Here is a 20,683-nt window from a genome sequence, read left to right on the forward strand (position 1 = left end):
GTCACGTCCGGGTGAGGTCCGATATCGCCTGCCGGAGCCAGTCCTTCTCCGCGGCGGTCACGGCCCGGGCGACGAGCATCATGCCGCGGCGGAAGGGATCGGGCGTCTCCTCGGCCCTGAGGGGCTTTCCGCCGCGGTAGAAGAAGCTCGCCGGCGTCTCCAGGAAGGCGAGGCGCCGGCGCAGCACCCGCGCCTGATCCTCGGGATCGGGCAGCCGGGACAGGAACGCCAGCACGGTGAAGAACCTCGCCTGGTCGCTGATCTCGAGATCGGACGGCTCCCGCAGCCGCCTGAACAGCTCCTCCCGGCCCCGCTCGGTGATCGTGAGCACCTGACGCCGGGCGGCGCCCGAGCCCTCCTCCTCGTGCCGCTCAAGGAGCCCCGCGGCCTCCATGCGGGCGATCGCCGGATAGAGCGCGCCGTCGCTGACCGGCCGGACATGCCCGCTCAGCTCGGCGATCCGCTGCTTGAGCTCATATCCGTGCATTGGCTCCTCGTCGAGGAATCCGAGGATCGTCAGCGCCAGGTCACCGCTTGCCACGGCGGCATCGTATCGTTATACCTCTATTCGATGTATCTCGATTCGATGTTCTCAGGATGCCGAGGTGAACGTATGCGCCTGATCAGGCTCGCCCTGCCCGTCTACGTCGAGCTGCTGACGGCCGTCGTGGCCGTCGGGCTGATCGACACGCTGTGGGTCTCCGGCCTCGGCAGCGAAGCCGTCGCGGCGGTCACGGTCGCCACCACGACCGAGAACCTGGCCCTGGGCGTGATCCTGTGCGTCGGGACCGGCACGACGGTCCTGGTCGGACGGCGCGACGGCCGTGCCCCGCTGGCCCCGGTCATCCGTACGGCCTGGCTGCTGCTGGGCGGCTTCGCCCTGGCCGTGGCGGTGCCCGGCGTGCTGCTGCGCGAGCCGATCGCCCGCCTGTTCACCGACGATCCTTTGACGGTGGGGCTGGCCGCGGGCTACTACGCGGTGGCGTTCGCCGGTATCCCGGTCTTCTACGCGCAGAACCTCGTCGACGGCGTCTTCAAGGGACTCGGCGACACCCGGACGCCGATGCGGACCGCCCTGCTCTGCAACGTGCTCGTGATCGGCCTCGACCCGCTGCTGATCTACGGGCTCGGCCTGGGCGTGCGCGGAGCCGCGCTGGCCACCGTGGCGGCCCGTCTGGCCACTTTGGCCGTGTCCGCCCTCCTGCTCGTACGGCGGCTGCGCGCGCGGACGGGGGCGGAGAAGGGCACGGTCAGCCGGTCGGACGCGGCGGCGATCCTGCGCACCGGGCTGCCCATGTCGGGCGACTTCCTCGCCCGCGCGCTCGTGGGCATGGCGCTGACCGGCATCGTCGGCCGGCACGGCGTGGCCGCGCTCGCCGGGTACGGCATCGGCCTGAAGATCATGATGGCCGGGGTGATGTCCTTCTACGCCCTCCGGCAGGCGGCGATGATCCACACCTCGCGGGCCGGCGAGGCGGACGGCCCGCCTCGTGGGCACGCCGCTCCCGTGGTGCGTTATGGCCTGGCCGCGGGGCTGGCCGCCTCGCTCGTGCTGAACGCGCTCGCCCCCGCGGCCGTGGGCCTGTTCACGGCCGACCCCGCGGTGGCCGCGGAGGCCGTGTGGTTCCTGCGCTGCATGCCGCTCTATCTCGTGCCCTTCGGCGGGCTGATCGCCGTCGGCGGCGTGCTGCAGGCCGGCGGGCGGGGCGCCGGCCTGCTCGCGGCCACGCTGGCGGGCTTCGCCGTCCAGTTGCCGCTGGCCTTCCTGCTCGGCGCCCGGATGGGCACCACGGGAGTCTGGCTGGCCATGGCCGCCGGCGCCGCGCTGTCGCTCGGCCTGGTCAGCCCAGCCTGGCGAGGGCCGCGCGCACCCGGGCGAGCGAGCGCTCGCGGCCGAGCACCTCGATCGACTCGAACAGCGGCAGGCCCACGGTCCGGCCGGTGATCGCCACGCGGACGGGGGCCTGCGCCTTGCCGAGCTTGAGCCCGTGCGCGAGGCCGACCTCCTCCAGGGCGGTCTTGAGCGACTCGGGGTTCCAGTCGACCGTCTCCAGCCGCTCGGCGTACCCTGCCAGGATCTCGGCCGCGCCCGGCTTCATCGCCTTGTCCCAGGACGCCTGGTCGAAGACGGGCTCGTCGAGGAACAGGAAGTCGACGTTGGCGGTGACCTCCGACAGCACGGCGACCCGGGTCTGCACCAGGTCGGCCACGCGCTCGAACACCGAGCGGTCCCACGACGGGTCGAGCCACGGCTCGCAGCGGGCGACGAACACCTCGCGTGGCAGCGCCCGGATGTACTCGCCGTTGAAGGCCCGCAGCTTCTTCTCGTCGAAGAACGCCGGCGCCTGGTTCACGTCCTCCAGCCGGAACAGCGGCATCATCTCCGACCACGGCATGATCTCGCGGTCGTCGCCGGGCCCCCAGCCGAGCAGCATCAGGTAGTTGACCATCGCCTCGGGGAGGTAGCCCTCGTCGCGGTAGGACTCCAGGGCGACCTTGTCGCGGCGCTTGGACAGCTTCTGCCGCTTCTCGTTGACGATCACCGGCACGTGCGCCCAGATCGGCGGCTCGTGGCCGAGCGCCTCCCACAGGAGCTGCTGCTTGGGCGTGTTCGACAGGTGCTCCTCGGCCCGTACGACATGGCTGATGCGCATCTCCATGTCGTCCACGACGTTGGCGAGGATGAACAGCGGCGAGCCGTCCCCGCGGACGATGACGAAGTCCTCCATCGCCGAGTTGGGGAACTCCACCCGGCCGCGGACCTTGTCCTCCACCACGGTCACGCCCTCGTCGGGCGTACGGAACCGCACGGCGCCCTCGGTGAGACCACGGTCGCGGCAGTAGCCGTCGTAGCCCTGGTGTTCCGAGCCGGTCCTGGCCTTCACGTCGTCACGCGTACAGGTGCAGTGGTAGGCCTTGCCCTCCTTGAGCAGCTTGGCCGCGGCGTCGCGGTGCTGCTGCTCGTAGGCGGACTGGAAGTAGGGCCCCTCGAAGTGCGGCGAGTCGCCGCTGATGCCGATCCAGGCGAGGGCCGAGATGATGCCCTCGGTCCATTCCGGCCGGTTGCGTGCCGCGTCCGTGTCCTCGATGCGCAGCACGAACGTGCCGCCGGACTGCTCGGCGATCGCCCAGTTGAACAGCGCCGAACGGGCGCCGCCGACGTGGAACATGCCGGTGGGCGAAGGGGCGAAGCGCACCCTAGTCACGTGAGATCACCCGGTTAGTGAGAGTTCCGATTCCTTCGATGGTCACGCCGACCTCGTCGCCCACGGACATCGGCCCCACCCCGGCGGGCGTGCCGGTCAGGATGACGTCGCCGGGCAGCAGGGTCATGACCGCGCTCACGTACGCGATGAGCGCGGGGATGTCGTGCAGCAGGAGGGAGGTGCGGGCGCTCTGCCTGACCTCGCCGTTGAGCGTCGTGGTGATCGCCAGGTCGGCCGGGTCGAGCTCGGTCTCGATCCAGGGACCGAGCGGGCAGAACGTGTCGAAGCCCTTGGCCCTGGTCCACTGGCCGTCCCTGGCCTGCAGGTCGCGTGCGGTCACGTCGTTGGCGCAGGTGTACCCGAAGATCACCTCGCTCGCGCGCTCGGCGGGGACGTCACGGCACAGCCGGCCGATCACCACGGCCAGCTCGCCCTCGTAGTCGACCCGCTCCGTCAGCTTCCCGGGGTAGGCGATCGCCTCCGACGGCCCGATCACGGTCGTGTTGGGCTTGAGGAACATCACCGGCTCGGCCGGAGGCTCGCCACCCATCTCCCTGGCATGGTCGGCGTAGTTCTTGCCGATAGCGATGATCTTGCTGGGCAGCATGGGGGCGATCAGGCGGACCTCGGCGACCGGGAACCGCTCGCCGGTGAACTCCACCCCGTGGAAGGGGTGCCCGCCGATGCGGGCGATGACCTGCCCGCCCTCTTCCACCACGCCGAAGGCGACCTGGTCGCCCATCGAGAACCTCGCAATACGCACGTCACGAGCCTAGTGCCGCGACCGCCAAGGTTTGCCAGAAGGAGCGGTGTCCGGAGTGGTGCATCGCAAGGCGGAGGAGGAGGCCACAGCGGAGCCGTGGGCGTCCGCACAACGCAGCGAGGTGCCGTTCTGGGCGGCGCGACGGGCGGCGCGACGAGCGACTCGACGGGCGAACACAGACGGGAGGGGCACGAAGTGGGGGACGCCGGGTGGGCGTACGTAAGGTGGTCACGTACGTTGTCGAGCGCTACGGGGAGTCGATGTGCCTTCGGTCGTGAAGATCAATGTGCTGACGGTGCCCGAGGAGATGCGGCGCGAGCTGGAGAAGCGGTTCGCCAACCGGGCCGGGATGGTGGAGTCGGCCGACGGGTTCGAGTGGTTCGAGCTGCTGCGGCCGGTGGAGGGCAGCGACCGCTACCTCGTCTACACCCGCTGGCGCAGCGAGGAGGACTTCCGGCGCTGGCAGGAGAGCCGGGCGTTCCAGGCGGGGCACGCGCAGGCCGCCGCCGAGGCCGGGGCGCAGGGCCACGGACACGGCCAGGCCCAGGCCCAGGCTCAGGGGCAGGGGCAGGCTCAGGGACATGGTCATGGTCACGGGCAGGGCCCGGCCGCGACCGGCTCCGAGCTGTGGACGTTCGAGGTCGTGGAGAGCACCGGTCCCAAGCAGGACGGCTGAGTCAGACCCGTCGGCGTCGCTGTCCGCGGCCCGGCCTGTCCGCGACGAGGACAGGCCGTGTGGGATGCGTGAATTCCTTGCCCCGGAACGCGGGGCCGCCGCTCGCGTGTCTCCATGCCGACCCTGCGGCCGACCCTGCGGATGGCGTCCTGACCGAGACGGACCCGGACGCCCCGCCGGGCCGTCGTACGTACGGGTTCAGGCGTCGAGCGGGTGGGCGGCGATCCGGGCGGCGATGCCTCCCGTGACGGAGCGGTCCGCCGCGCAGCCCGGCTTGCGCCGCGACTGATCCTCGAAGGCGGCGAGGAACTCCGCGCCGAACCCGAGCCGGGGATGCCGCGCGAGCACGGCGGCCCGGGCGTCCTGCGGAAACTCCTCGGGCCGCCGTCCCGACACGTCCCACGACGTGGCCACCTGCAGCATGTGCGACTCCGGGTCGTCGGACGCGGCGACGTCGTCGCGCATGTGCACGACGATGATCTTCTCGGCCCGCGCGGCCCTCTCCGGCGACCATCCGGCGGCCGTGCCGAAGACCCAGGCGAGGCGTCCCCCCGCCTCCTCGAACGGCACCGTGTGGCTGTCGAAGGTCTCGGTGAGCCCGATGTCGTGAAGCAGGGAGGACACGTAGTAGAGCTCGTCGTCGAACTCGATCCCGTGCGCCCGGGCGTAGCCGGCGCCCCACACGTAGGCCCTGATCGAGTGGTTGAGCAGCGCGGGCGAGCAGAAGCGGGTGGCGACGGCGAGCGCGGCCGCGGCGGCGGGCGTCTCGGGGAACGCGTCTCGGAACGCGTCTCGGAACGAGTCTCGGAACGCGTCCGGGAACCTCTCTGGGAACGGAGCCGGCATGGCCTCATGCTGGCAGAGCGCGGAGACCGGGCGCGAGCAGCCGTACGGCCACGTGCCGCATGATTCGGGCCAGCCCGGCCCGAAGTGGCTTTTGTGAGCAGTTGTGCACTTGTAATCAGAGTGACTTGACCAGATCGCCAGAATTCGGACAGCATGAGCGGCTCCCAATTCGATCTCGGAAGGAATCCGGCGTGTTCCGCCGCCTCTCAGCCCTCTCTCTGGTGGCCGTCCTCCCGCTGACCGCGCTCGCCGTGGCCGCACCCGCCCAGGCGCGGGCGCCGCACCGCACCGCGGAGTGCCAGGGAGACTGGCTGCCCGCGACCCCCACCGCCGGCGACGTCATGAGCGGCAAGCTGTCCTTCCTCGGCCTGCCCGCGGTCACCGTCGGCAAGGACGTCAACTGGCACACGGACCCGTACAAGAACCGGTCCTGGCAGATGGTGTTCCAGTCGCTGCGGTGGATGGGCCGGCTCGTGGCCGACTACGAGACGACCGGAGAGGAGGACTACCTCAGCCGGGCCGAGGAGATCGCCAAGGACTGGGTCAAGGACAACCCGTACGGCGGGCGCACCACCAGCCCGTACGCCTGGGCCGAGCACCCGATCGCGCTGCGCGCCCCGGCCCTGGTGTGCCTGAGCAGGTATGTGAAGGCCGACTGGCTGACGAAGAGCCTGGCCCTGCACGCGAAGCTGCTGTCGGACCCCAAGAACTACGAGCTCGGCCACAACCACGGGCTCGACCAGGACATCGGCCTGCTGCGCATCGGCTGCCGCTACGGCAACGCGACGTGGAAGAACCTCGCCGTGAACCGCATGGTGAAGTCGATGAAGCTCGACATCGACGCGCAGGGCGCGCTGCGCGAGCAGGCGCCGCGTTACGCCATCTACGTGCACGACCGGCTCAGGGTGGCGGTCGACACGATCAAGGACTGCAAGATGAAGGTGCCCGCGGCGCTGGCCACCCGCTGGGAGAGCCTGCCGCGGCACATCAGCGCCGCCACCCAGCCCAACGGCTACATGGTGCCGATCGGCGACGGTCCCGCCGACGTCCAGCCGACCGCCTTCGAGCACGCCAGGTCCACCGTGCAGGTGTTCAACGCCGGCTACGTGTTCGGCCGTACGGCGTGGGACGACCCCAAGTCGGCCTACTACTCGATCCGCTTCGGGCCGGCGCTGAAGTTCCACGGCCACGAGGACCACATGGGCGTCACCTACTACGCCCAGGGCCGCTCGATCCTCACCGAGGCGGGCTTCGTCTCGTACGAGAACACGCCCTACCGGCGGTGGACGATGAGCCCCGAGGCGCACAACGTGCCGATCATCGTGGGCAGGAAGTTCCGCGGGCACACCCCCACGGCCCTGGTGTCGAAGTCCGTTCGCAAGGACCGGCAGGCGTTCACGTTCACCGACAAGGCGTACGGCGTGCCGCGCAAGCGGTCGGTGCTGGTGAACCACGGCGAGGACGTCATGGCGGTGCTCGACAGCGGCGGAGGCAAGCTCCAGAACCTGTGGCACCTCGATCCCAAGCTGAAGGTCGTGTCCGACTCGGGCGGGCAGGTAGTGGTGGGCGACGGCGACTGGAAGGCGTCGATCGTCCAGCTCGCGATGCCGTCGTGCAAGCCCGTCGGCGGCCAGCGGGTGGTGCGCGGGCAGACCTCGCCCTACCAGGGCTGGGTCTCGCCGAGCTACATGCACAAGGAGCCGGCTCCGGTGATCGTCTCGCCCGTGGCCACGTCGCTGCTGACCGTGGTGGTGCCCGGAACCGACCGGCCGGAGGTCAGCTGCTCAGGACGCACTCTGATCGTTCACACCCCGGCCGGTTCGGTCACGCTGCACGCGAGCTCTGCCGGCACGCTGTCGTAGACCTCCTCCCCCGACAGGAGGGCGGCGGGCGGTTATCCGTACACCGAGGGTGACGGGGAGCCGCCCGCCAGAGGACCGGCCGCCAGTTGCTTGGCCTGCTCGGGCACGTGGCCGAGCTTGTCGACCTCCTGTGCCAGCCCCTCGAGGACCGCCCGCAACTGCACCTGCGTGACGTCGGCGAACGTGCGCAGGTAGGCGATCCGGCGCTCCAGCTCCTCGGCCTCGGCGCTCTGCAGCCCGTTGCCCGACGCGCGGTAGGCGCCGACCGCCTGGTTGGCGGCCTCCTCGGCCTGCCGCTGCGCCTCCATCAGGAGTTCCTCGTACTGCCGGCGGGCCTGGCTCACGATGCGCCGCGCGTAGTCCTCCGCCTCCGCGATCTGCGCGTCGGCGGTCTGCTGGGCGCGGGACAGGATGTTGATGGCGTCGACGTTCGGGGTCTGGGACACGGCGGCCTGCTCCGGGTTCATGCCGTGTTCCTTGTACCACTGCTTCATGCGGTCGATGTACGCCCGCAGGTCGGCCTTCTCCTTGTCGCTGGCCGCCATGTCCTCCGCGACGCGGTAGAGGAACGCGCGCACCTCGTCCTCGCTGTAGCCGCGGCGCCCGAGCGAGGTGCGCGTGAACTCCTGCTTGCGCACCCGATCCGGGGTGAGCGGCTGGCGCTCCCCCGTCGGGTTGCCCCAAGGCGTCTCTGCCGTCATGACTCCCGACCCTTGTCGCTCGTGAACTCGTCGAAGTGGATCTGCTCGGTCGGCACGCCGGCGTCCAGCAGCCGTCCGACGGTGGCCTGTGCCATCTCCTCCGAGCCGCAGACGTAGACGTGCTGGCCACGCCATCCCTGCAGCGCGACGTCCACGGCGTAGCCGCGGTTGCCCCGATAGAAGGGGTCATGGGAGACGACCGGCACGACGTTGAGCCAGGGGTGCTCGGCGGCCATCTTGGCCATCGCCTCGTAGTCGTACAGTTCCCTGGAGTTCCGGGCGCCGATCACGAGGTCCACCCTGCGCGTCGGGCCCTCGTAGGCGATCTGCTCCACGAGCGCCTTGAGCGGCGCGAGGCCGGTGCCACCCGCGATCATCAGCAGGTCGCCCTGGACGTCCGCGGGGAGCGTCAGCCGTTCGCCCACCGCCGCGCCCACGCGCAGCACCTCGCCCCGCCGCGCGCCCATGACGAGCGCCGAGCTGAGCACGCCGCCGTCGACCATGCGTACGTGCAGGTCGATGGTGTTGTCCTGGCGGGGCGCGTTGGCGAAGGAGTAGAAGCGCCACACGCGCGGCCGCATGGCGTAGGAGATCGACGCCGACTGGCCCGGGCGGAAGGGGTACTGGTAGTTCAGCCGCGCGCGGATGACGGCGATGCCGAGGGTGCGCGTCTCGTGGCTGATGATCTCCGCCTCCCACCAGGGCGGGGAGACCTTCGACGACTCGTTCGCCGCGTCGACCATCACCTGGGCGACCAGGTTGTACGCCTGCGTCCAGTCGTGCGCGAGAGTGGGCGTCCACCGGTCGCCCAGGAAGTGCTCCAGCGTGGCGAGCAGCGCCTGGCCGACGGCCGGGTAGTGGGTGGCGGTCACCCCGAACTTCCGGTGGTCGCGGCCGAGCTGCTGCAGGAACGGGACGACTTCCTCCACCCGGTCGACGTTGCTGACGACGCGGCCCAGGGCGCCCACGAGCTTGTCACGCTGACGCGCCATCGACACCGGGAACATGTCCCGTACGTCCGGGTTCATCAGGAAAAGAATCGAGTAGAAGTACAGCGGCACCTGGTCGCCCGATCGGGAAACAAGGTGCCAGCTGTCCTTGAGAGCCTGCGTGTCCACTCAGTCGGCCGTTTCCGCGGGCTCGGCGACGATGGACGACTTCACCTTGCCGAGGACGAGGCCGACGTCGCGCAGGATGTCCTCGCCGACGCCGCCGCCCTGCAGCACCGCGACCAGGTGCTCGCCGACCTTGTCGTAGTGCTCCGACGTGATGCCCATGCCGGCGTGGGCCTCGCCCAGGTCACGGCCCTCGTACGGCTCGGGCCCGCCGAGGACGGAGCACAGCAGCATGACCATGTGCCGCTTCAGCCTGGGCATGTCGATGCCGGTGAAGTACGGCTTCAGATCGTCGTCGCCGAGCACGCGATCATAGAAACGCTCGACGACCTCGCGCACCACAGGTGCGCCGCCGATCTGGTCATAGTAAGACGGCGAGGTGATCACAGACCCTCCCATTCCGGGTGCACCAGCGAGGGGGATGACTGCGAGCCGAAAATTTTCGGACTCCACGCAGTCACGTGGCTGGTCATGGTGACAGACGGTCGCTCGGCTCTCACGGCACCGGCCGCCTCCGAAAAAACGATCAGAAGCATGGCGGCAGGCACCGCGACAGCACGGGGTTCGGTGCGCAGCTACTTCTTGCCTTCACCCTCCGTTGAGCCAGAGCGGGGCGCTGAGGCTGGAACCGTGGCCGGATCGCCGATCGTGGCGATGACCGCCTCAGGAGCTTCGCCTATCTAAGCACCAACTAGACTAAATGTCACTAAAACCACAACATTCACGAGCGCATCGTGAGCACCACTCGCACCATCCCTTGAGGAGGGCCTGGCACCACTCAGGCCCTGGTCAGGCCCTGGTCAGGCACCGTTTTGCTCAGGCCCTGCCGAGTTGCAGACGAGGCGCCGGCGAGGCGCTGTTCCGGGTTTTGACGAGGCGCCGGCAAGGCCCCGCTCCGGCTTCGGCGACGCGCCGGCAAGGCCTCGCTCCGGCTTCGGCGAGGCGCTGCTCAGGCGCTGTGCCCGGCCCGCAGCAGGCCGTACGTGACCGCCTGCTCGAGCGCCTGCCAGGACGCCTCGATGATGTTCTCGCCCACCCCGACCGTGGCCCACTCGCCGGTCGCGTCACTCGACGTGATCAGCACGCGGGTCACCGCGTCCGTGCCGTGCGTGCCCTCCAGGATGCGGACCTTGAAGTCGATCAGCTCGACCGCGGCCAGCTCGGGGTAGAGCTTCTCCAGCGCCAGCCGCACCGCCTTGTCGAGCGCGTTGACCGGGCCGTTCCCCTCGCCCGTCGCGATGATCCGCTCGCCCTTCGCGTGGAGCTTGACGGTCGCCTCGCTGACCACGTCGCCGCCGGGGCGGCGCTCGACGATCACCCGCCACGACTCGACCGTGAAGTAGCGCCGGAGCTCGCCGTCGACCGTGTCGCGCAGCAGCAGCTCGAACGACGCGTCGGCCGCCTCGAACGTGTGCCCCCTGGCCTCCAGGTCCTTGACCCGTTCGACCAGCTGCCTGGACTGCTCGCCGGTGAGCTCGTAGCCCAGCTCGCGGCCCTTCAGCTCGACCGAGGCGCGGCCGGCCATGTCGGAGACCAGCATGCGCATGTCGTTGCCGACCTCGGCGGGGTCGATGTGCTGGTAGAGGTTCGGGTCCACCTTGATCGCCGACGCGTGCAGGCCCGCCTTGTGCGCGAAGGCCGACGTCCCGACGTACGGCTGGTGGGAGTTCGGCGTGACGTTGGTGACCTCGGTGATCGCGTGGGCGATGCGGGTCATGTCGCGCAGCGACTGCGGCGGCACGAGGTCGAATCCCCGCTTGAGCTGGAGGTTCGCCACCACCGTGAAGAGGTTGGCGTTGCCGGAGCGCTCGCCGTAGCCGTTGGCGCAGCCCTGCACGTGTGTGGCGCCGGCCTTGACCGCGGCCAGCGTGTTGGCGACCGCGCAGCCGGTGTCGTCGTGGCAGTGGATGCCGATGCGGGCCCCGGTGCCGGCCGCCTCGTGCACCACGTCGGCCAGCTCGTCGGGCAGCATGCCGCCGTTGGTGTCGCACAGCGCGACCACCGACGCCCCCGCCTCCGCGGCCGTGCGCAGCACCTCCAGCGCGTACGCCGGGTTGGAGCGGTAGCCGTCGAAGAAGTGCTCGGCGTCGAGGAAGACGCGCTGGCCCTCCGCGGTCAGGTGGGAGACCGTGTCGCGGATCATCGCGAGGTTCTCCTCCAGCGTCGTGCGGAGGGCCAGTTCCACGTGACGGTCGTGACTCTTGGCCACGAGCGTCACGATCGGCGCGCCGGATTCGCGCAGCGCGGCCACCAGTGGGTCGTCGGCGGCCTTCACGCCCGCCCGGCGGGTCGCGCCGAACGCGGCGAGCTGCGCGTGCTTCAGGTCGAGCTCGGTCTGAGCCCGCCGGAAGAACTCGGTGTCCTTGGGGTTCGCGCCCGGCCAGCCACCCTCGATGAAGCCGACGCCGAGGCCGTCCAGGTGACGTGCGATAGCGAGCTTGTCGGCGACCGTGAGGTTCAGCCCCTCCTGCTGGGCACCGTCACGGAGCGTCGTGTCGTACACGTGGAAACGATCGTCGGCCATCTCTGTGTCTCCTTCGCGGGTTGCGTCTCGCCGCGCGCTCATCGGCCTGTGGTTCCGCTTGGGGCCCAAACAAAAAGACCCCTCACGGACGTGAGAGGTCTGCGCGCCGGCGGTGTCCTTTTAGCCGGCGCGCCTGCCGATAATGAGCAGACCGTAGAACATGGTGCTGAGCAGTTTGCCACAGCCGGTCACCCTCTGGCACATCGATCTCATAGTACGAGATATCCGAGAGTGTTCGCGCAGGTCAGCGGGCTGACGATCTAGTGTGAAGCCATGAAGGCCCCAATTTCATCACCCCTGCCGTCGCCGAGTACGCCGCGGCGCACACGAGCCCGCCGGACGATCTGCTCACCGACCTGGCCGAGGAGACCCACCGGCTGGTGGGCGACCGGATCACCATGCAGATCGCGCCGGAGCAGGGCACCCTGCTGACCATGCTGGTCCGGCTGAGCGGCGCCCGCAGCGCCGTGGAGGTGGGGACCTTCACCGGCTACTCGTCGATCTGCATCGCCAGGGGGCTGCCCGCCGACGGGCGCCTGATCGCCTGCGACGTGAGCGAGGAGTGGACGGCGGTGGCGCGCCGCTACTGGCGGAAGGCGGGTCTCGACGACCGCATCGAGCTGCGCCTCGGCCCGGCCGCGGACACGCTGCGGGCCATGCCGGCGGGTGAGAGCATCGACTTCGCCTTCATCGACGCCGACAAGGCGGGATACCCGGTCTACTACGAGGAGATCCTGCCCCGGCTGAGGCCCGGCGGCCTGATCGCCGTGGACAACACGCTCCAGCACGGCGACATCACCGATCCCGCCGCCGGCGGCACCGTGCCCGTGATGCGGGAGTTCAACGACCTCGTCGCCCGCGACTCCCGGGTGACGAGCGTGCTCCTGACCGTCGCCGACGGCCTCACGCTCATCAGGAAGAACTGAATCCTGGATCTCGATGGACGTAGGGCAATGACCGGGTAATAACGCGCCATAGAGGCGCGGGACGCATGATCGCCGCCCCCTCGATGAGTACGCTCGCGAAGCGATTCGCATTGGCGGATCGCTTTGCCCGGAGCTCGTCTTTATCACCCGGCGTCTGGTGCGACCAGGCGTCTGATCCGAACAGGGGGCGGCGGATGACTTGTCGGCGCGGCAGCAGGGCGTTTCTCACCGGCAGGATCGCCGGTCTCCTTCTCGCCGGAACATCGGCTTCGACCGCGTTCATCGCCGGTGTCGTCCCGCTCGGGGCCGCCGCCGACAACGGGCACGGCCGTGGCGATCGCGCCGTGCGCAACGTCACGTCCACCCAGGGGAAGGACCCGCAGGACCGGCCCGGGGACAGGCTGTCGGTGTCCGGCGACACGCGCAACCACGGCTATCAGCACACGTCCACCAACACCGCGGGCGGCTCCTCGAACGTGCAGAACGCGCTGTGCCGGCGCGCCCGGGTCTGCAACATCACCCAGCACGTGACGGTCGTCGGCCCGACCGCGAGCCCGGCGCCCTCTGCTCCGGCGCCCAGTGCCAGGCCCACTCCGGTGCCCACGGTCACCGTCACGGTGACCGTGACGCCCACGCCGTCTCCCGTCGCGCCGCCGCCCCCCGCTCCGCGCGTCGTGTCGGCTCCGGCGCCGGCTCCCGCTCCGGCGCCCAGGCCGTGCCCGGTCGCGCGGCCCCTGATCAGTGTCGACGCGAGGGCCGGAGTGAGCGGCACCGGCCTGCTCCACGGACTGGTGTCGCTGTCCGTCCTCGCGGTGGCCAGGCCCTGCCCGGGCGCCATCGGCTGAACGACCGCTTGCACCCTGCCTCCGAGCCCCGTTCCTCAAGCCCCGTTCCTCAAGCCCGGCCCCTTGAGCACGGCCCCTTGCGCGTCGGCCGTTCAGCCCTGCCCGGCGCACGTTCCGACCGCGCACCGGCCACCACCCGGAGAGAGGCGGGCCGGTGCGGCGACCGTCAGCAGATCTTGTGGATCCAGTGGTGGGTGTCGGGGCGGCTGCCGTACTGGATGCCCACGAGCTCCTCGCGGATCTTCATCGTGACCGGACCGGGCGTGCCGTCGCCGACGGTCCAGCTCCGGTCGACGCCCTTGACGGAGCCGACGGGGGTGACGACGGCGGCGGTGCCGCAGGCGAAGACCTCGGTGAGCTCGCCGGACTCGCAGCCCGCCTGCCACTCCTCGATGGAGATCTTGCCCTCCTCCGCCTTGTATCCCAGCTCGCCGGCCAGGCTGAGGATCGAGTCGCGGGTGATGCCGGGCAGCAGCGTCCCGGTGAGCGCCGGGGTGACGAGGCGGTCGCCGAAGACGAAGAACAGGTTCATCCCGCCCATCTCCTCGACCCACCGGTGCTCGAAGGCGTCGAGCCAGACGACCTGGTCGCAGCCCTCCTCGACGGCCTGCCGCTGGGCCACGAACGCCGCCGCGTAGTTGCCGCCGCACTTGGCGAACCCGGTGCCCCCGGGCGCCGCGCGGGTGTACTCCGTGGACAGCCAGACCGAGACCGGCTTGAGGCCACCGGTGAAGTACGACGCGGCGGGCGAGGCGATCACCATGTACTTGTAGTTCCGCGAGGGGTGGTTCACCCCGAGGGCCTGCTGCGTGGCGATCATGAAGGGACGCAGGTAGAGGCTGTGCCCCTCGGCGGTCGGCACCCAGTCGCGGTCGGTCTGCACGAGGAGTTCGAGCGACTCGACGAACGTCTCCTCGGGAAGCTCCGGCATCGCCATGCGCTGCGCCGACTGGTTGAACCGCGCCGCGTTCGCGTACGGCCGGAAGGCGACGATGGAGCCGTTCGGCTGCCGGTAGGCCTTGAGCCCCTCGAACAGCTCCTGGGCGTAGTGGAACACCGACGTCGCCGGGTCCAGCACGAGCGGACCGTACGGCTGGAGCTTCGCGTCGTGCCAGCCCTCCCCCTCGGTCCAGTCGATGGAGATCATGTGGTCGGTGAAGACCTGACCGAAGCCGGGGCTCGCCAGCAGCTGCTCGCGCTCGGCCGCAGAGCGGGCCTGCGGATTGAGCTGCACGTCGAACCTGAGGTGGGTGGTCATGCGGGGTCCTTCTCTCTACGTCGTCGTAGTAATTGTGCGACGAGTCGGCTAAGGGAAAACTAGGGCATTTCACAGATATGAAAAAGCGCATGGCGGCCCATACCGGGCCGCCATGCGCGTGATGTCGGGATGAGCGGCCGGAATCAGCCGGCTACTCGGGCGGCGATGTCGTCGCCGATCTCGCGGGTGGAGCGTGCCGTCCACGCGCTCTGGCGCTCGATCAGGTCGTCGGCCACGGCCTGCTCGACACGGGCCGCCGCCTGGGCGTGGCCGAGGTGGTCGAGGAGCATGGCGACCGACAGGATCGTGGCGGTCGGGTCGGCCTTGCCCTGGCCCGCGATGTCGGGCGCGCTGCCGTGGACGGGCTCGAACATGGACGGCGCCGTGCGGGCCGGGTTGACGTTGCCGCTGGCCGCGAGGCCGATGCCGCCGGCGACCGCCGCGCCGATGTCGGTCAGGATGTCGCCGAACAGGTTGTCGGTGACGATCACGTCGAACCGCTGCGGCTGGGTGATGAAGAACATGGAGGCCGCGTCGACGTGGCAGTAGTCGGTCTCGACCTCGGGGAACTCCAGGCCGAGCCGGTCGACGGTGCGCGCCCACAGGTCGCCCGCGTAGGTGAGCACGTTGGTCTTGTGGACCAGCGTCAGCTTGCGGCGCGGCCGGGTCATGGCCTTCTCGAAGGCGTAGCGCACCACGCGCTCGACCCCGTAGGCCGTGTTCAGGGACTCCTGGGTGGCGATCTCGTGCGGCGTGCCGCGGCGCATCGCGCCACCGGCTCCGGCGTACGGCCCCTCGGTGCCCTCACGGACGACGACCATGTCGATGTCCTCGGGACGGGCCTGTCCGAGCGGGGTCGTCACGCCGGGGAACAGCTTGACCGGGCGGAGGTTGACGTAGTGGTCGAGCTCGAAGCGCAGGCGCAGCAGCAGGTCGCGCTCCAGGACACCGGGCGGGACGCTCGGGTCGCCGACGGCGCCGAGCAGGATCGCGTCGTAGCCGCGCAGCTCGTCGAGCACCTCGTCGGGAAGCGTCTGCCCGGTCGCGTGATAGCGCCTGGCGCCGAGGTCATACTCGGTGGTCTCGGACTTGACGCCCGCGGCGTTGAGGACCTTGAGGCCTTCGGCGACGACCTCGGTGCCGATACCGTCACCGGGGATGACTGCCAGGCGGATGTTGCTCGACTCCATGCGTGTACCTTACCGGTTGTCTCGTGGATCGAAACACGATCTCACTATTCGGTCCATACCCGGGCGCACCTGCCGGTCAGGCGGGTCCAGACGCGACGGCACGTTCGAAAACGAGGTCGCGCGCCGTGGACAGCCCGACCGCCAGCGCCCCGAGGATCACGGCGTCCGGCCCTAGCGTGGACACCTCGATCCGCGGTGGCGCGAGGGCCACCAGCGTCTCCAGCCGCTCGGCCACCGCGTCGGCGAGCAGGTCGCCGGCCTGTGCGCCGATGCCGCCGCCGAGCACGATCAGCTCGGGATCGAGCACGGCGATCACCCCGGCGAGAGCGCGGGCGACGTGACCGGCCTCGGCGGCCAGCACCTCGCGCCCGGCCGGGTCGCCGCGGCGCGCCGCGGCGACGACCTCACCGGCCGTGGCCGCCGTCATGCCGAGACGCGCCGCCGCCGCCACGATGCCGTCGGCGGACGCGACCGACTCGAACTCACCGCGCCCGGCTCCCGGGCCGTCCGCGCTTTCCGGAACGCCCATCGGCAGGTGGGAGATCTCGCCGGCCGCTCCCCGGGCACCCCGGTAGAGACCGCCGTCGATCATCACACCCATGCCGACGCCCGTCCCGATGGACACGAGGACGAAGTGGGAGACGCCCTTGCCCAGGCCGTACGCGCCCTCCCCCACCGCCGCGAGGTCGACGTCGTTCTCCACGGTGTAGGGCGAGCCGGTCACACCGGCCAGCGCGTCCACCGCGCCGGGGCGTTCCCAGCCGGGCAGGCCGGGCGCGAGCCGGAGCGCCCCGCTCTCCTTGTCGTGGATTCCGGGAGTGCCGAACACGGTGACGGTGACGTCACCGGATGCCAGGCCGGCCTCGGCGACGACCTCGGCGGCCAGCCGCTCCAGCTGCCCCACCAGGCCGTCGTACGACCGCGCCGCCGAGGGCTCCTGCCTGCGGACGACGACGTCGCCCACGAGATCGGCGAGCGCGAGCCGCACGGTGGTGCGGCCGATGTCGGCCGCGAGCACCCAGCCCGCCTCCGGCCTGATCTCGTAGAGCAGCGCGGCACGGCCGGTGCCGCCGGTACGCAACCCGACAGGACGGACGAGCCTGGCACGCTCCAGGTCGGCAAGCGCCATCGAGATCGTCGGCTTCGACAGGCCGGTCACCTGGGCGAGCTCGGGGCGCGATGCCTTGCCGAGGCGGAAGATCTCGGTGAACACCGCCCGCTGGTTGATCAACCGGAGCAGGCTCGTCGTGTTCGCGGCCCCACCGCCGATGCTCACCACGCACTCAAGATTGACACATCCGGAGGGTGGCCGTTCCCGCCGATTCCCGGCCAGGCCGGCTTTCCGGCCAGGTCAGCGCTGCGGTACGCCCCCGTTGTCGCGACGGTCGAGCGCGATCTGCAGCGCCGCCGCCGCCTCGTCCTCGGCGTCCTCGGAACGACCCCAGGGATACATCTCGTACATGGCGATTCTCTCTTCGACGGAGAAATGCGGAGAGCGGGACCCGGCTGTCGCGGGTCCAATGCGTCGGCCGCCGATGGAACGCGGGTCACGCGTCACGGGCGGGCCGAAGGCCGGCTGCGCGGCGCTCCGCGACGGGCCGGCCTGCCCTGATCAGGCCCCGTCGCGGCAGGTGGAAGCGCGGGGCGCCTCGTCATCGCAAGAGTACCCCACAATCTCGTAGGACGACCTAGTATCTCACCTGGTGAGACGCCGTCCATGAATCGGGAAAACGGACGGGAGAAAACGAACGGCCCGGCGCACGAGGCGCCGGGCCGTTCGATGAGGCGATATCGGAGGGTCAGTCCTCCAGGTCGACCGTGCGGCCGCTGTCGGCGCCGATCTCCCCCGCGATCTGCTCGACGACGTCGGACGGGATCGCCGTGTCGACCGTCAGCGCGATGAGCGCCTTGCCGCCCTTCACGTCCCGGGAGACCTGCATGGAGGCGATGTTCACGTTCTGCTCGCCGAGCAGGCGGCCGACGATGCCGACGATGCCGGGACGGTCGGCGTAGGTGAAGAACGCCAGGTGCTCGGTCGGCTCGATCTCCATCGCGTAGCCGTTGACCTCGACGATCTTGGTGATCTGCCGCGGGCCCGACAGGGTGCCGGAGACCGAGACCGTGCGGCCGTCGGCGAGCACGCCGCGCACCGTGACGACGTTGCGCCAGTCGGGGCTCTCCGCGCTGGTGACCAGCTCGACCACGACGCCGCGGTCCTTGGCCAGCAGCGGCGCGTTGACGTAGGTCACCGCGTCCTCGACGACGTCGGTGAAGACGCCCTTGAGGGCGGCCAGTTCCAGGACCCGGACGTCCTGCGCGGCGATCTCGCCGCGGACCTCGACGTCGAGGCGGGTGGCCACCTCGCCCGCGAGCGCGGTGAAGATGCGGCCGAGCTTCTCGGTGAGCGGCAGGCCCGGCTTGACGTCCTCGGCGACCGCGCCGCCCTGGACGTTCACCGCGTCGGGCACGAACTCGCCGGCGAGCGCCAGCTTGACGCTGCGGGCGACCTGCGTGCCGGCCTTCTCCTGGGCCTCGTGAGTGGAGGCGCCGAGGTGCGGCGTCACCACGACCTGGTCGAACTCGAACAGCGGGCTGTCGGTGCAGGGCTCCTTGGCGAACACGTCGATGCCCGCGCCCGCGACGCGGCCCTCCTTGAGAGCGGCGTAGAGGGCGTTCTCGTCGATGATCCCGCCACGCGCGACGTTGATCAGCCGGACCGTCGGCTTGACCATGTGCAGCTCGCGGTCGCCGATGAGGCCGATGGTCTCCTTCGACTTGGGCAGGTGGACCGTGATGAAGTCGGACTGCTGGAGCACCTCCTCCAGCGACGCCAGCCGCACGCCCATCGCCGCCGCGCGGGCCGGCTGCAGGTAGGGGTCGTACGCGATGAGCTCGACGCCGAACGGCTGCAGGCGCTGCGCGACAAGCTGGCCGATCTTGCCGAGGCCGAGGATGCCGATGACCTTCTCGTCGAGCTCGACGCCGGTGTACTTCGAGCGCTTCCACTCGCCGCTCTTGAGCGCGGAGTGCGCCTGAGCGACGTTGCGGGCGCTGGCGAGGATCAGCGCGACCGTGTGCTCGGCGGCGCTGGTGATGTTGGAGGTCGGGGCGTTCACGACCATGACGCCGGCCTTGGTCGCCGCCTCGACGTCGACGTTGTCCAGGCCCACGCCGGCCCGGGCGACGACGCGCAGCTTGGGCGCCGCCGCGATGGCCTCCGCGTCGACCTGGGTGGCGCTGCGTACGATCAGGGCGTCCACGTCGGCGAGGGCGGGCAGGAGCTGCGACCGGTCGGCGCCGTCGGTGTGCCGGACCTCGAAGTCCGCGCCGAGCACGGCGAGACCCGCTTCTGAGAGCTCTTCTGCGACAAGTACGACGGGCTTGTTCACTGGGTTGAGTCCTTCGTGAAGTGCGACAGCGCGGACGACGTGAGTCTATCCGGGCCTTGTGAAGGCTCTCACGAGCGCCCGGCATACGAGACGACGCAAGGTCTCGGCGGTGTCGCGGCGGCACGACGACCTGGTCTCGGAATCGCGGTCCGCGCGGCTCCGGGCGGCTCCACGCAGCCCGGCTGCCGGGAGGTTCCGGTGGGGCTCAGGGGATTCGTGAGACTCGCTCACGTACGGGCCCAGCCGATGGATGTACCCCGGCTTAGCCTGATCCATCCAGACTGCCACCCATCTCGGTATTGATCGCACCTAATCTTGGGGATTAGCCTGATTCGCCATGGTCCAGTCCCTATCGTTCAGGCTATGAGCATCGGGAACCCCTCCCTGGGCGACGTTCTCGCGCGGCATGGCAGCCCCCGGCAACTCCTGGCGGCCCTCGCGGAGTGGGGCATCCTGGTGGCGGTCCGCCCCGACCGCTCCGTGGTGCTCGGCACTACGCAGAACGGCGAACGCGTTCTGCTCGGCTACACGGGACCGGCGACCTATGCCCGGCACCGTGGGAGCCACTCCCTGTCGGCATGCGACGCCGACACCATCCTCGACATCCAGCGCGTCACGGGCGTGCGCGAGATCGTGATCGACGCGGCCGGCCCCGCCGCCGCCGCCGTGCCGATCGACGACCTGCGCCGATATCTGGAGCAGAACCGCACCGGTCCCGCTCCGGCGCTGTCGGCCCTGGGCTCGGCCGCCCCCACGGCGTACGCCACGGGCGCGATGGCGACCGTGACCCGCGCGCAGGCGGCGCGGCAGGCTCCACCGCCGCCCACGCCCGTCCCTCCCATGCCCGCCCCTGTCCCGGAGGCGGCCTCCGCGCTCCCGCAGTGGGTCCCCGCTCCCCGGCAGCACCTGTCGGGGGCGATGCAGGTCGTGGACCCCGGCTATCGCCGGACGCGCCATCCGATCCTGCCGGCGCTGCGAGTGGCGGTCGCCGAGCTGCTGCCGGAGTATCCCTACGTCCACCACGTCTGGATCTCCGAGGCGCGTACGGCCGCCGGGCTGTGGGGGATCATGCTGCACGTCAAGGTGCACATCTCGGGCGCCGACGACATCGTGAAGGAGCTGCACCGGCGGGTGCGCAGCCGGCTGCCGCAACTGGCGGCCAGCGAGGCGCCGGTGCTCATGGCCCGGGTCGCCGACGCCCACACCGAACGCCGCCTGATCGAGATCGGCGCGCACGTCGTCTTCCCCGACGTACGCGACTGAGCCCGCGGGCCCGTCACCGATCTCCGCCGGGGCCGCCCCGGCGGAGATCGGCGGGACACCGGGCAGCCGCCGAACCGTTGCCGATCAGTCCTTCCTAACGGACGCTTGCTCGGCTTGAA

Annotated in this window: 18 protein-coding genes; 6 read left to right on the forward strand and 12 right to left on the reverse strand. The window is 70.4% G+C overall.

The features are described 5' to 3' along the window. Window position 1: 1 nt before the first annotated feature. Window positions 2–541, reverse strand: a complete 540-nt coding sequence (locus HCK04_RS07075) for a PadR family transcriptional regulator (RefSeq protein ID WP_142646088.1) — start codon at window positions 539–541, stop codon at window positions 2–4. A 72-nt stretch (window positions 542–613) separates the two neighbouring features. On the opposite strand from HCK04_RS07075, the gene HCK04_RS07080 reads away from it, so the two are divergent. After that, window positions 614–1,945, forward strand: a complete 1,332-nt coding sequence (locus tag HCK04_RS07080; protein WP_205829940.1) for an MATE family efflux transporter — start codon at window positions 614–616, stop codon at window positions 1,943–1,945. Here HCK04_RS07080 and gltX read toward each other — a convergent pair. Together gltX and HCK04_RS07090 are read right to left on the reverse strand one after the other, a co-directional pair. Then, window positions 1,842–3,170 (reverse strand): glutamate--tRNA ligase, encoded by a 1,329-nt coding sequence (gltX, locus tag HCK04_RS07085; protein WP_205829978.1) that lies wholly within the window; start codon window positions 3,168–3,170, stop codon window positions 1,842–1,844. The genes HCK04_RS07080 and gltX overlap by 104 nt on opposite strands. A gap of 28 nt (window positions 3,171–3,198) precedes the next feature. Beyond that, window positions 3,199–3,969, reverse strand: a complete 771-nt coding sequence (locus tag HCK04_RS07090) for a fumarylacetoacetate hydrolase family protein (RefSeq protein WP_142646094.1) — start codon at window positions 3,967–3,969, stop codon at window positions 3,199–3,201. A 262-nt stretch (window positions 3,970–4,231) separates the two neighbouring features. Between HCK04_RS07090 and HCK04_RS07095 the strand changes: the two genes are divergently transcribed. Continuing rightward, window positions 4,232–4,645 (forward strand): antibiotic biosynthesis monooxygenase, encoded by a 414-nt coding sequence (locus HCK04_RS07095; RefSeq protein ID WP_221889877.1) that lies wholly within the window; start codon window positions 4,232–4,234, stop codon window positions 4,643–4,645. 198 nt (window positions 4,646–4,843) lie between these two features. Here HCK04_RS07095 and HCK04_RS07100 read toward each other — a convergent pair whose 3' ends face one another. Further along, window positions 4,844–5,491, reverse strand: coding sequence for an HD domain-containing protein (locus tag HCK04_RS07100; protein WP_205829941.1), 648 nt, complete (start codon window positions 5,489–5,491; stop codon window positions 4,844–4,846). Between the two features lie 191 nt (window positions 5,492–5,682). On the opposite strand from HCK04_RS07100, the gene HCK04_RS07105 reads away from it, so the two are divergent. Next, window positions 5,683–7,353 (forward strand): heparinase II/III family protein, encoded by a 1,671-nt coding sequence (locus HCK04_RS07105; RefSeq protein WP_142646096.1) that lies wholly within the window; start codon window positions 5,683–5,685, stop codon window positions 7,351–7,353. A 32-nt stretch (window positions 7,354–7,385) separates the two neighbouring features. On the opposite strand, the gene HCK04_RS07110 is transcribed toward HCK04_RS07105, so the two are convergent. From HCK04_RS07110 to cimA, 4 genes are all read right to left on the reverse strand, one after another. Continuing rightward, entirely contained in the window at window positions 7,386–8,054 is a 669-nt protein-coding gene (locus HCK04_RS07110; RefSeq protein WP_168065704.1) for a DivIVA domain-containing protein, read from the reverse strand. Continuing rightward, window positions 8,051–9,172 carry a globin domain-containing protein gene (locus HCK04_RS07115; RefSeq protein ID WP_142646100.1) on the reverse strand — a complete coding sequence of 374 codons (1,122 nt, stop codon included), beginning with the start codon at window positions 9,170–9,172 and terminating at the stop codon, window positions 8,051–8,053. Before HCK04_RS07115 ends, HCK04_RS07110 begins: the two co-directional genes overlap by 4 nt. Beyond that, window positions 9,173–9,556: a group 1 truncated hemoglobin gene (locus tag HCK04_RS07120; protein ID WP_142646102.1), complete on the reverse strand. Its 384-nt coding sequence runs from the start codon at window positions 9,554–9,556 to the stop codon at window positions 9,173–9,175. A gap of 562 nt (window positions 9,557–10,118) precedes the next feature. After that, window positions 10,119–11,693, reverse strand: a complete 1,575-nt coding sequence (cimA, locus tag HCK04_RS07125; RefSeq protein ID WP_142646103.1) for a citramalate synthase — start codon at window positions 11,691–11,693, stop codon at window positions 10,119–10,121. A gap of 290 nt (window positions 11,694–11,983) precedes the next feature. On the opposite strand from cimA, the gene HCK04_RS07130 reads away from it, so the two are divergent. Together HCK04_RS07130 and HCK04_RS07135 are read left to right on the forward strand one after the other, a co-directional pair. Further along, on the forward strand, window positions 11,984–12,619 hold the full coding sequence (locus HCK04_RS07130) for an O-methyltransferase (protein ID WP_142646105.1): 636 nt from the start codon (window positions 11,984–11,986) through the stop codon (window positions 12,617–12,619). Between the two features lie 194 nt (window positions 12,620–12,813). Then, window positions 12,814–13,464 (forward strand): hypothetical protein, encoded by a 651-nt coding sequence (locus HCK04_RS07135; protein ID WP_142646107.1) that lies wholly within the window; start codon window positions 12,814–12,816, stop codon window positions 13,462–13,464. A gap of 166 nt (window positions 13,465–13,630) precedes the next feature. Here HCK04_RS07135 and HCK04_RS07140 read toward each other — a convergent pair whose 3' ends face one another. The 4 genes from HCK04_RS07140 to serA all read right to left on the reverse strand — a co-directional run bounded on the left by HCK04_RS07140 (window position 13,631) and on the right by serA (window position 19,301). Then, the gene (locus HCK04_RS07140) at window positions 13,631–14,722 is read right to left on the reverse strand and encodes a branched-chain amino acid aminotransferase (RefSeq protein ID WP_142646109.1); all 1,092 of its coding nucleotides are present in this window, start codon (window positions 14,720–14,722) and stop codon (window positions 13,631–13,633) included. Between the two features lie 143 nt (window positions 14,723–14,865). Next, on the reverse strand, window positions 14,866–15,912 hold the full coding sequence (locus HCK04_RS07145) for a 3-isopropylmalate dehydrogenase (RefSeq protein ID WP_142646111.1): 1,047 nt from the start codon (window positions 15,910–15,912) through the stop codon (window positions 14,866–14,868). A 76-nt stretch (window positions 15,913–15,988) separates the two neighbouring features. Further along, window positions 15,989–17,191 (reverse strand): ROK family transcriptional regulator, encoded by a 1,203-nt coding sequence (locus tag HCK04_RS07150; protein ID WP_142646113.1) that lies wholly within the window; start codon window positions 17,189–17,191, stop codon window positions 15,989–15,991. 520 nt (window positions 17,192–17,711) lie between these two features. Beyond that, window positions 17,712–19,301, reverse strand: coding sequence for a phosphoglycerate dehydrogenase (gene serA / locus HCK04_RS07155; RefSeq protein WP_142646115.1), 1,590 nt, complete (start codon window positions 19,299–19,301; stop codon window positions 17,712–17,714). A gap of 363 nt (window positions 19,302–19,664) precedes the next feature. On the opposite strand from serA, the gene HCK04_RS07160 reads away from it, so the two are divergent. Beyond that, window positions 19,665–20,564: a hypothetical protein gene (locus HCK04_RS07160; protein ID WP_142646117.1), complete on the forward strand. Its 900-nt coding sequence runs from the start codon at window positions 19,665–19,667 to the stop codon at window positions 20,562–20,564. Window positions 20,565–20,683 lie beyond the last annotated feature (119 nt).

This window comes from Microbispora sp. CL1-1 (assembly GCF_012034195.1).
GTDB lineage: Bacteria > Actinomycetota > Actinomycetes > Streptosporangiales > Streptosporangiaceae > Microbispora.

Bases quoted from the DNA above. Each gene is read 5' to 3' on its own strand.
- HCK04_RS07080 (WP_205829940.1), top strand. From the start codon at position 614: ATGCGCCTGATCAGGCTCGCCCTGCCCGTCTACGTCGAGCTGCTGACG.
- gltX (WP_205829978.1), bottom strand. From the start codon at position 3,170: ATGTTCCACGTCGGCGGCGCCCGTTCGGCGCTGTTCAACTGGGCGATC.
- HCK04_RS07100 (WP_205829941.1), bottom strand. From the start codon at position 5,491: ATGCCGGCTCCGTTCCCAGAGAGGTTCCCGGACGCGTTCCGAGACTCG.
- HCK04_RS07110 (WP_168065704.1), bottom strand. From the start codon at position 8,054: ATGACGGCAGAGACGCCTTGGGGCAACCCGACGGGGGAGCGCCAGCCG.
- cimA (WP_142646103.1), bottom strand. From the start codon at position 11,693: ATGGCCGACGATCGTTTCCACGTGTACGACACGACGCTCCGTGACGGT.
- HCK04_RS07135 (WP_142646107.1), top strand. From the start codon at position 12,814: ATGACTTGTCGGCGCGGCAGCAGGGCGTTTCTCACCGGCAGGATCGCC.
- HCK04_RS07140 (WP_142646109.1), bottom strand. From the start codon at position 14,722: ATGACCACCCACCTCAGGTTCGACGTGCAGCTCAATCCGCAGGCCCGC.
- HCK04_RS07145 (WP_142646111.1), bottom strand. From the start codon at position 15,912: ATGGAGTCGAGCAACATCCGCCTGGCAGTCATCCCCGGTGACGGTATC.
- HCK04_RS07160 (WP_142646117.1), top strand. From the start codon at position 19,665: ATGAGCATCGGGAACCCCTCCCTGGGCGACGTTCTCGCGCGGCATGGC.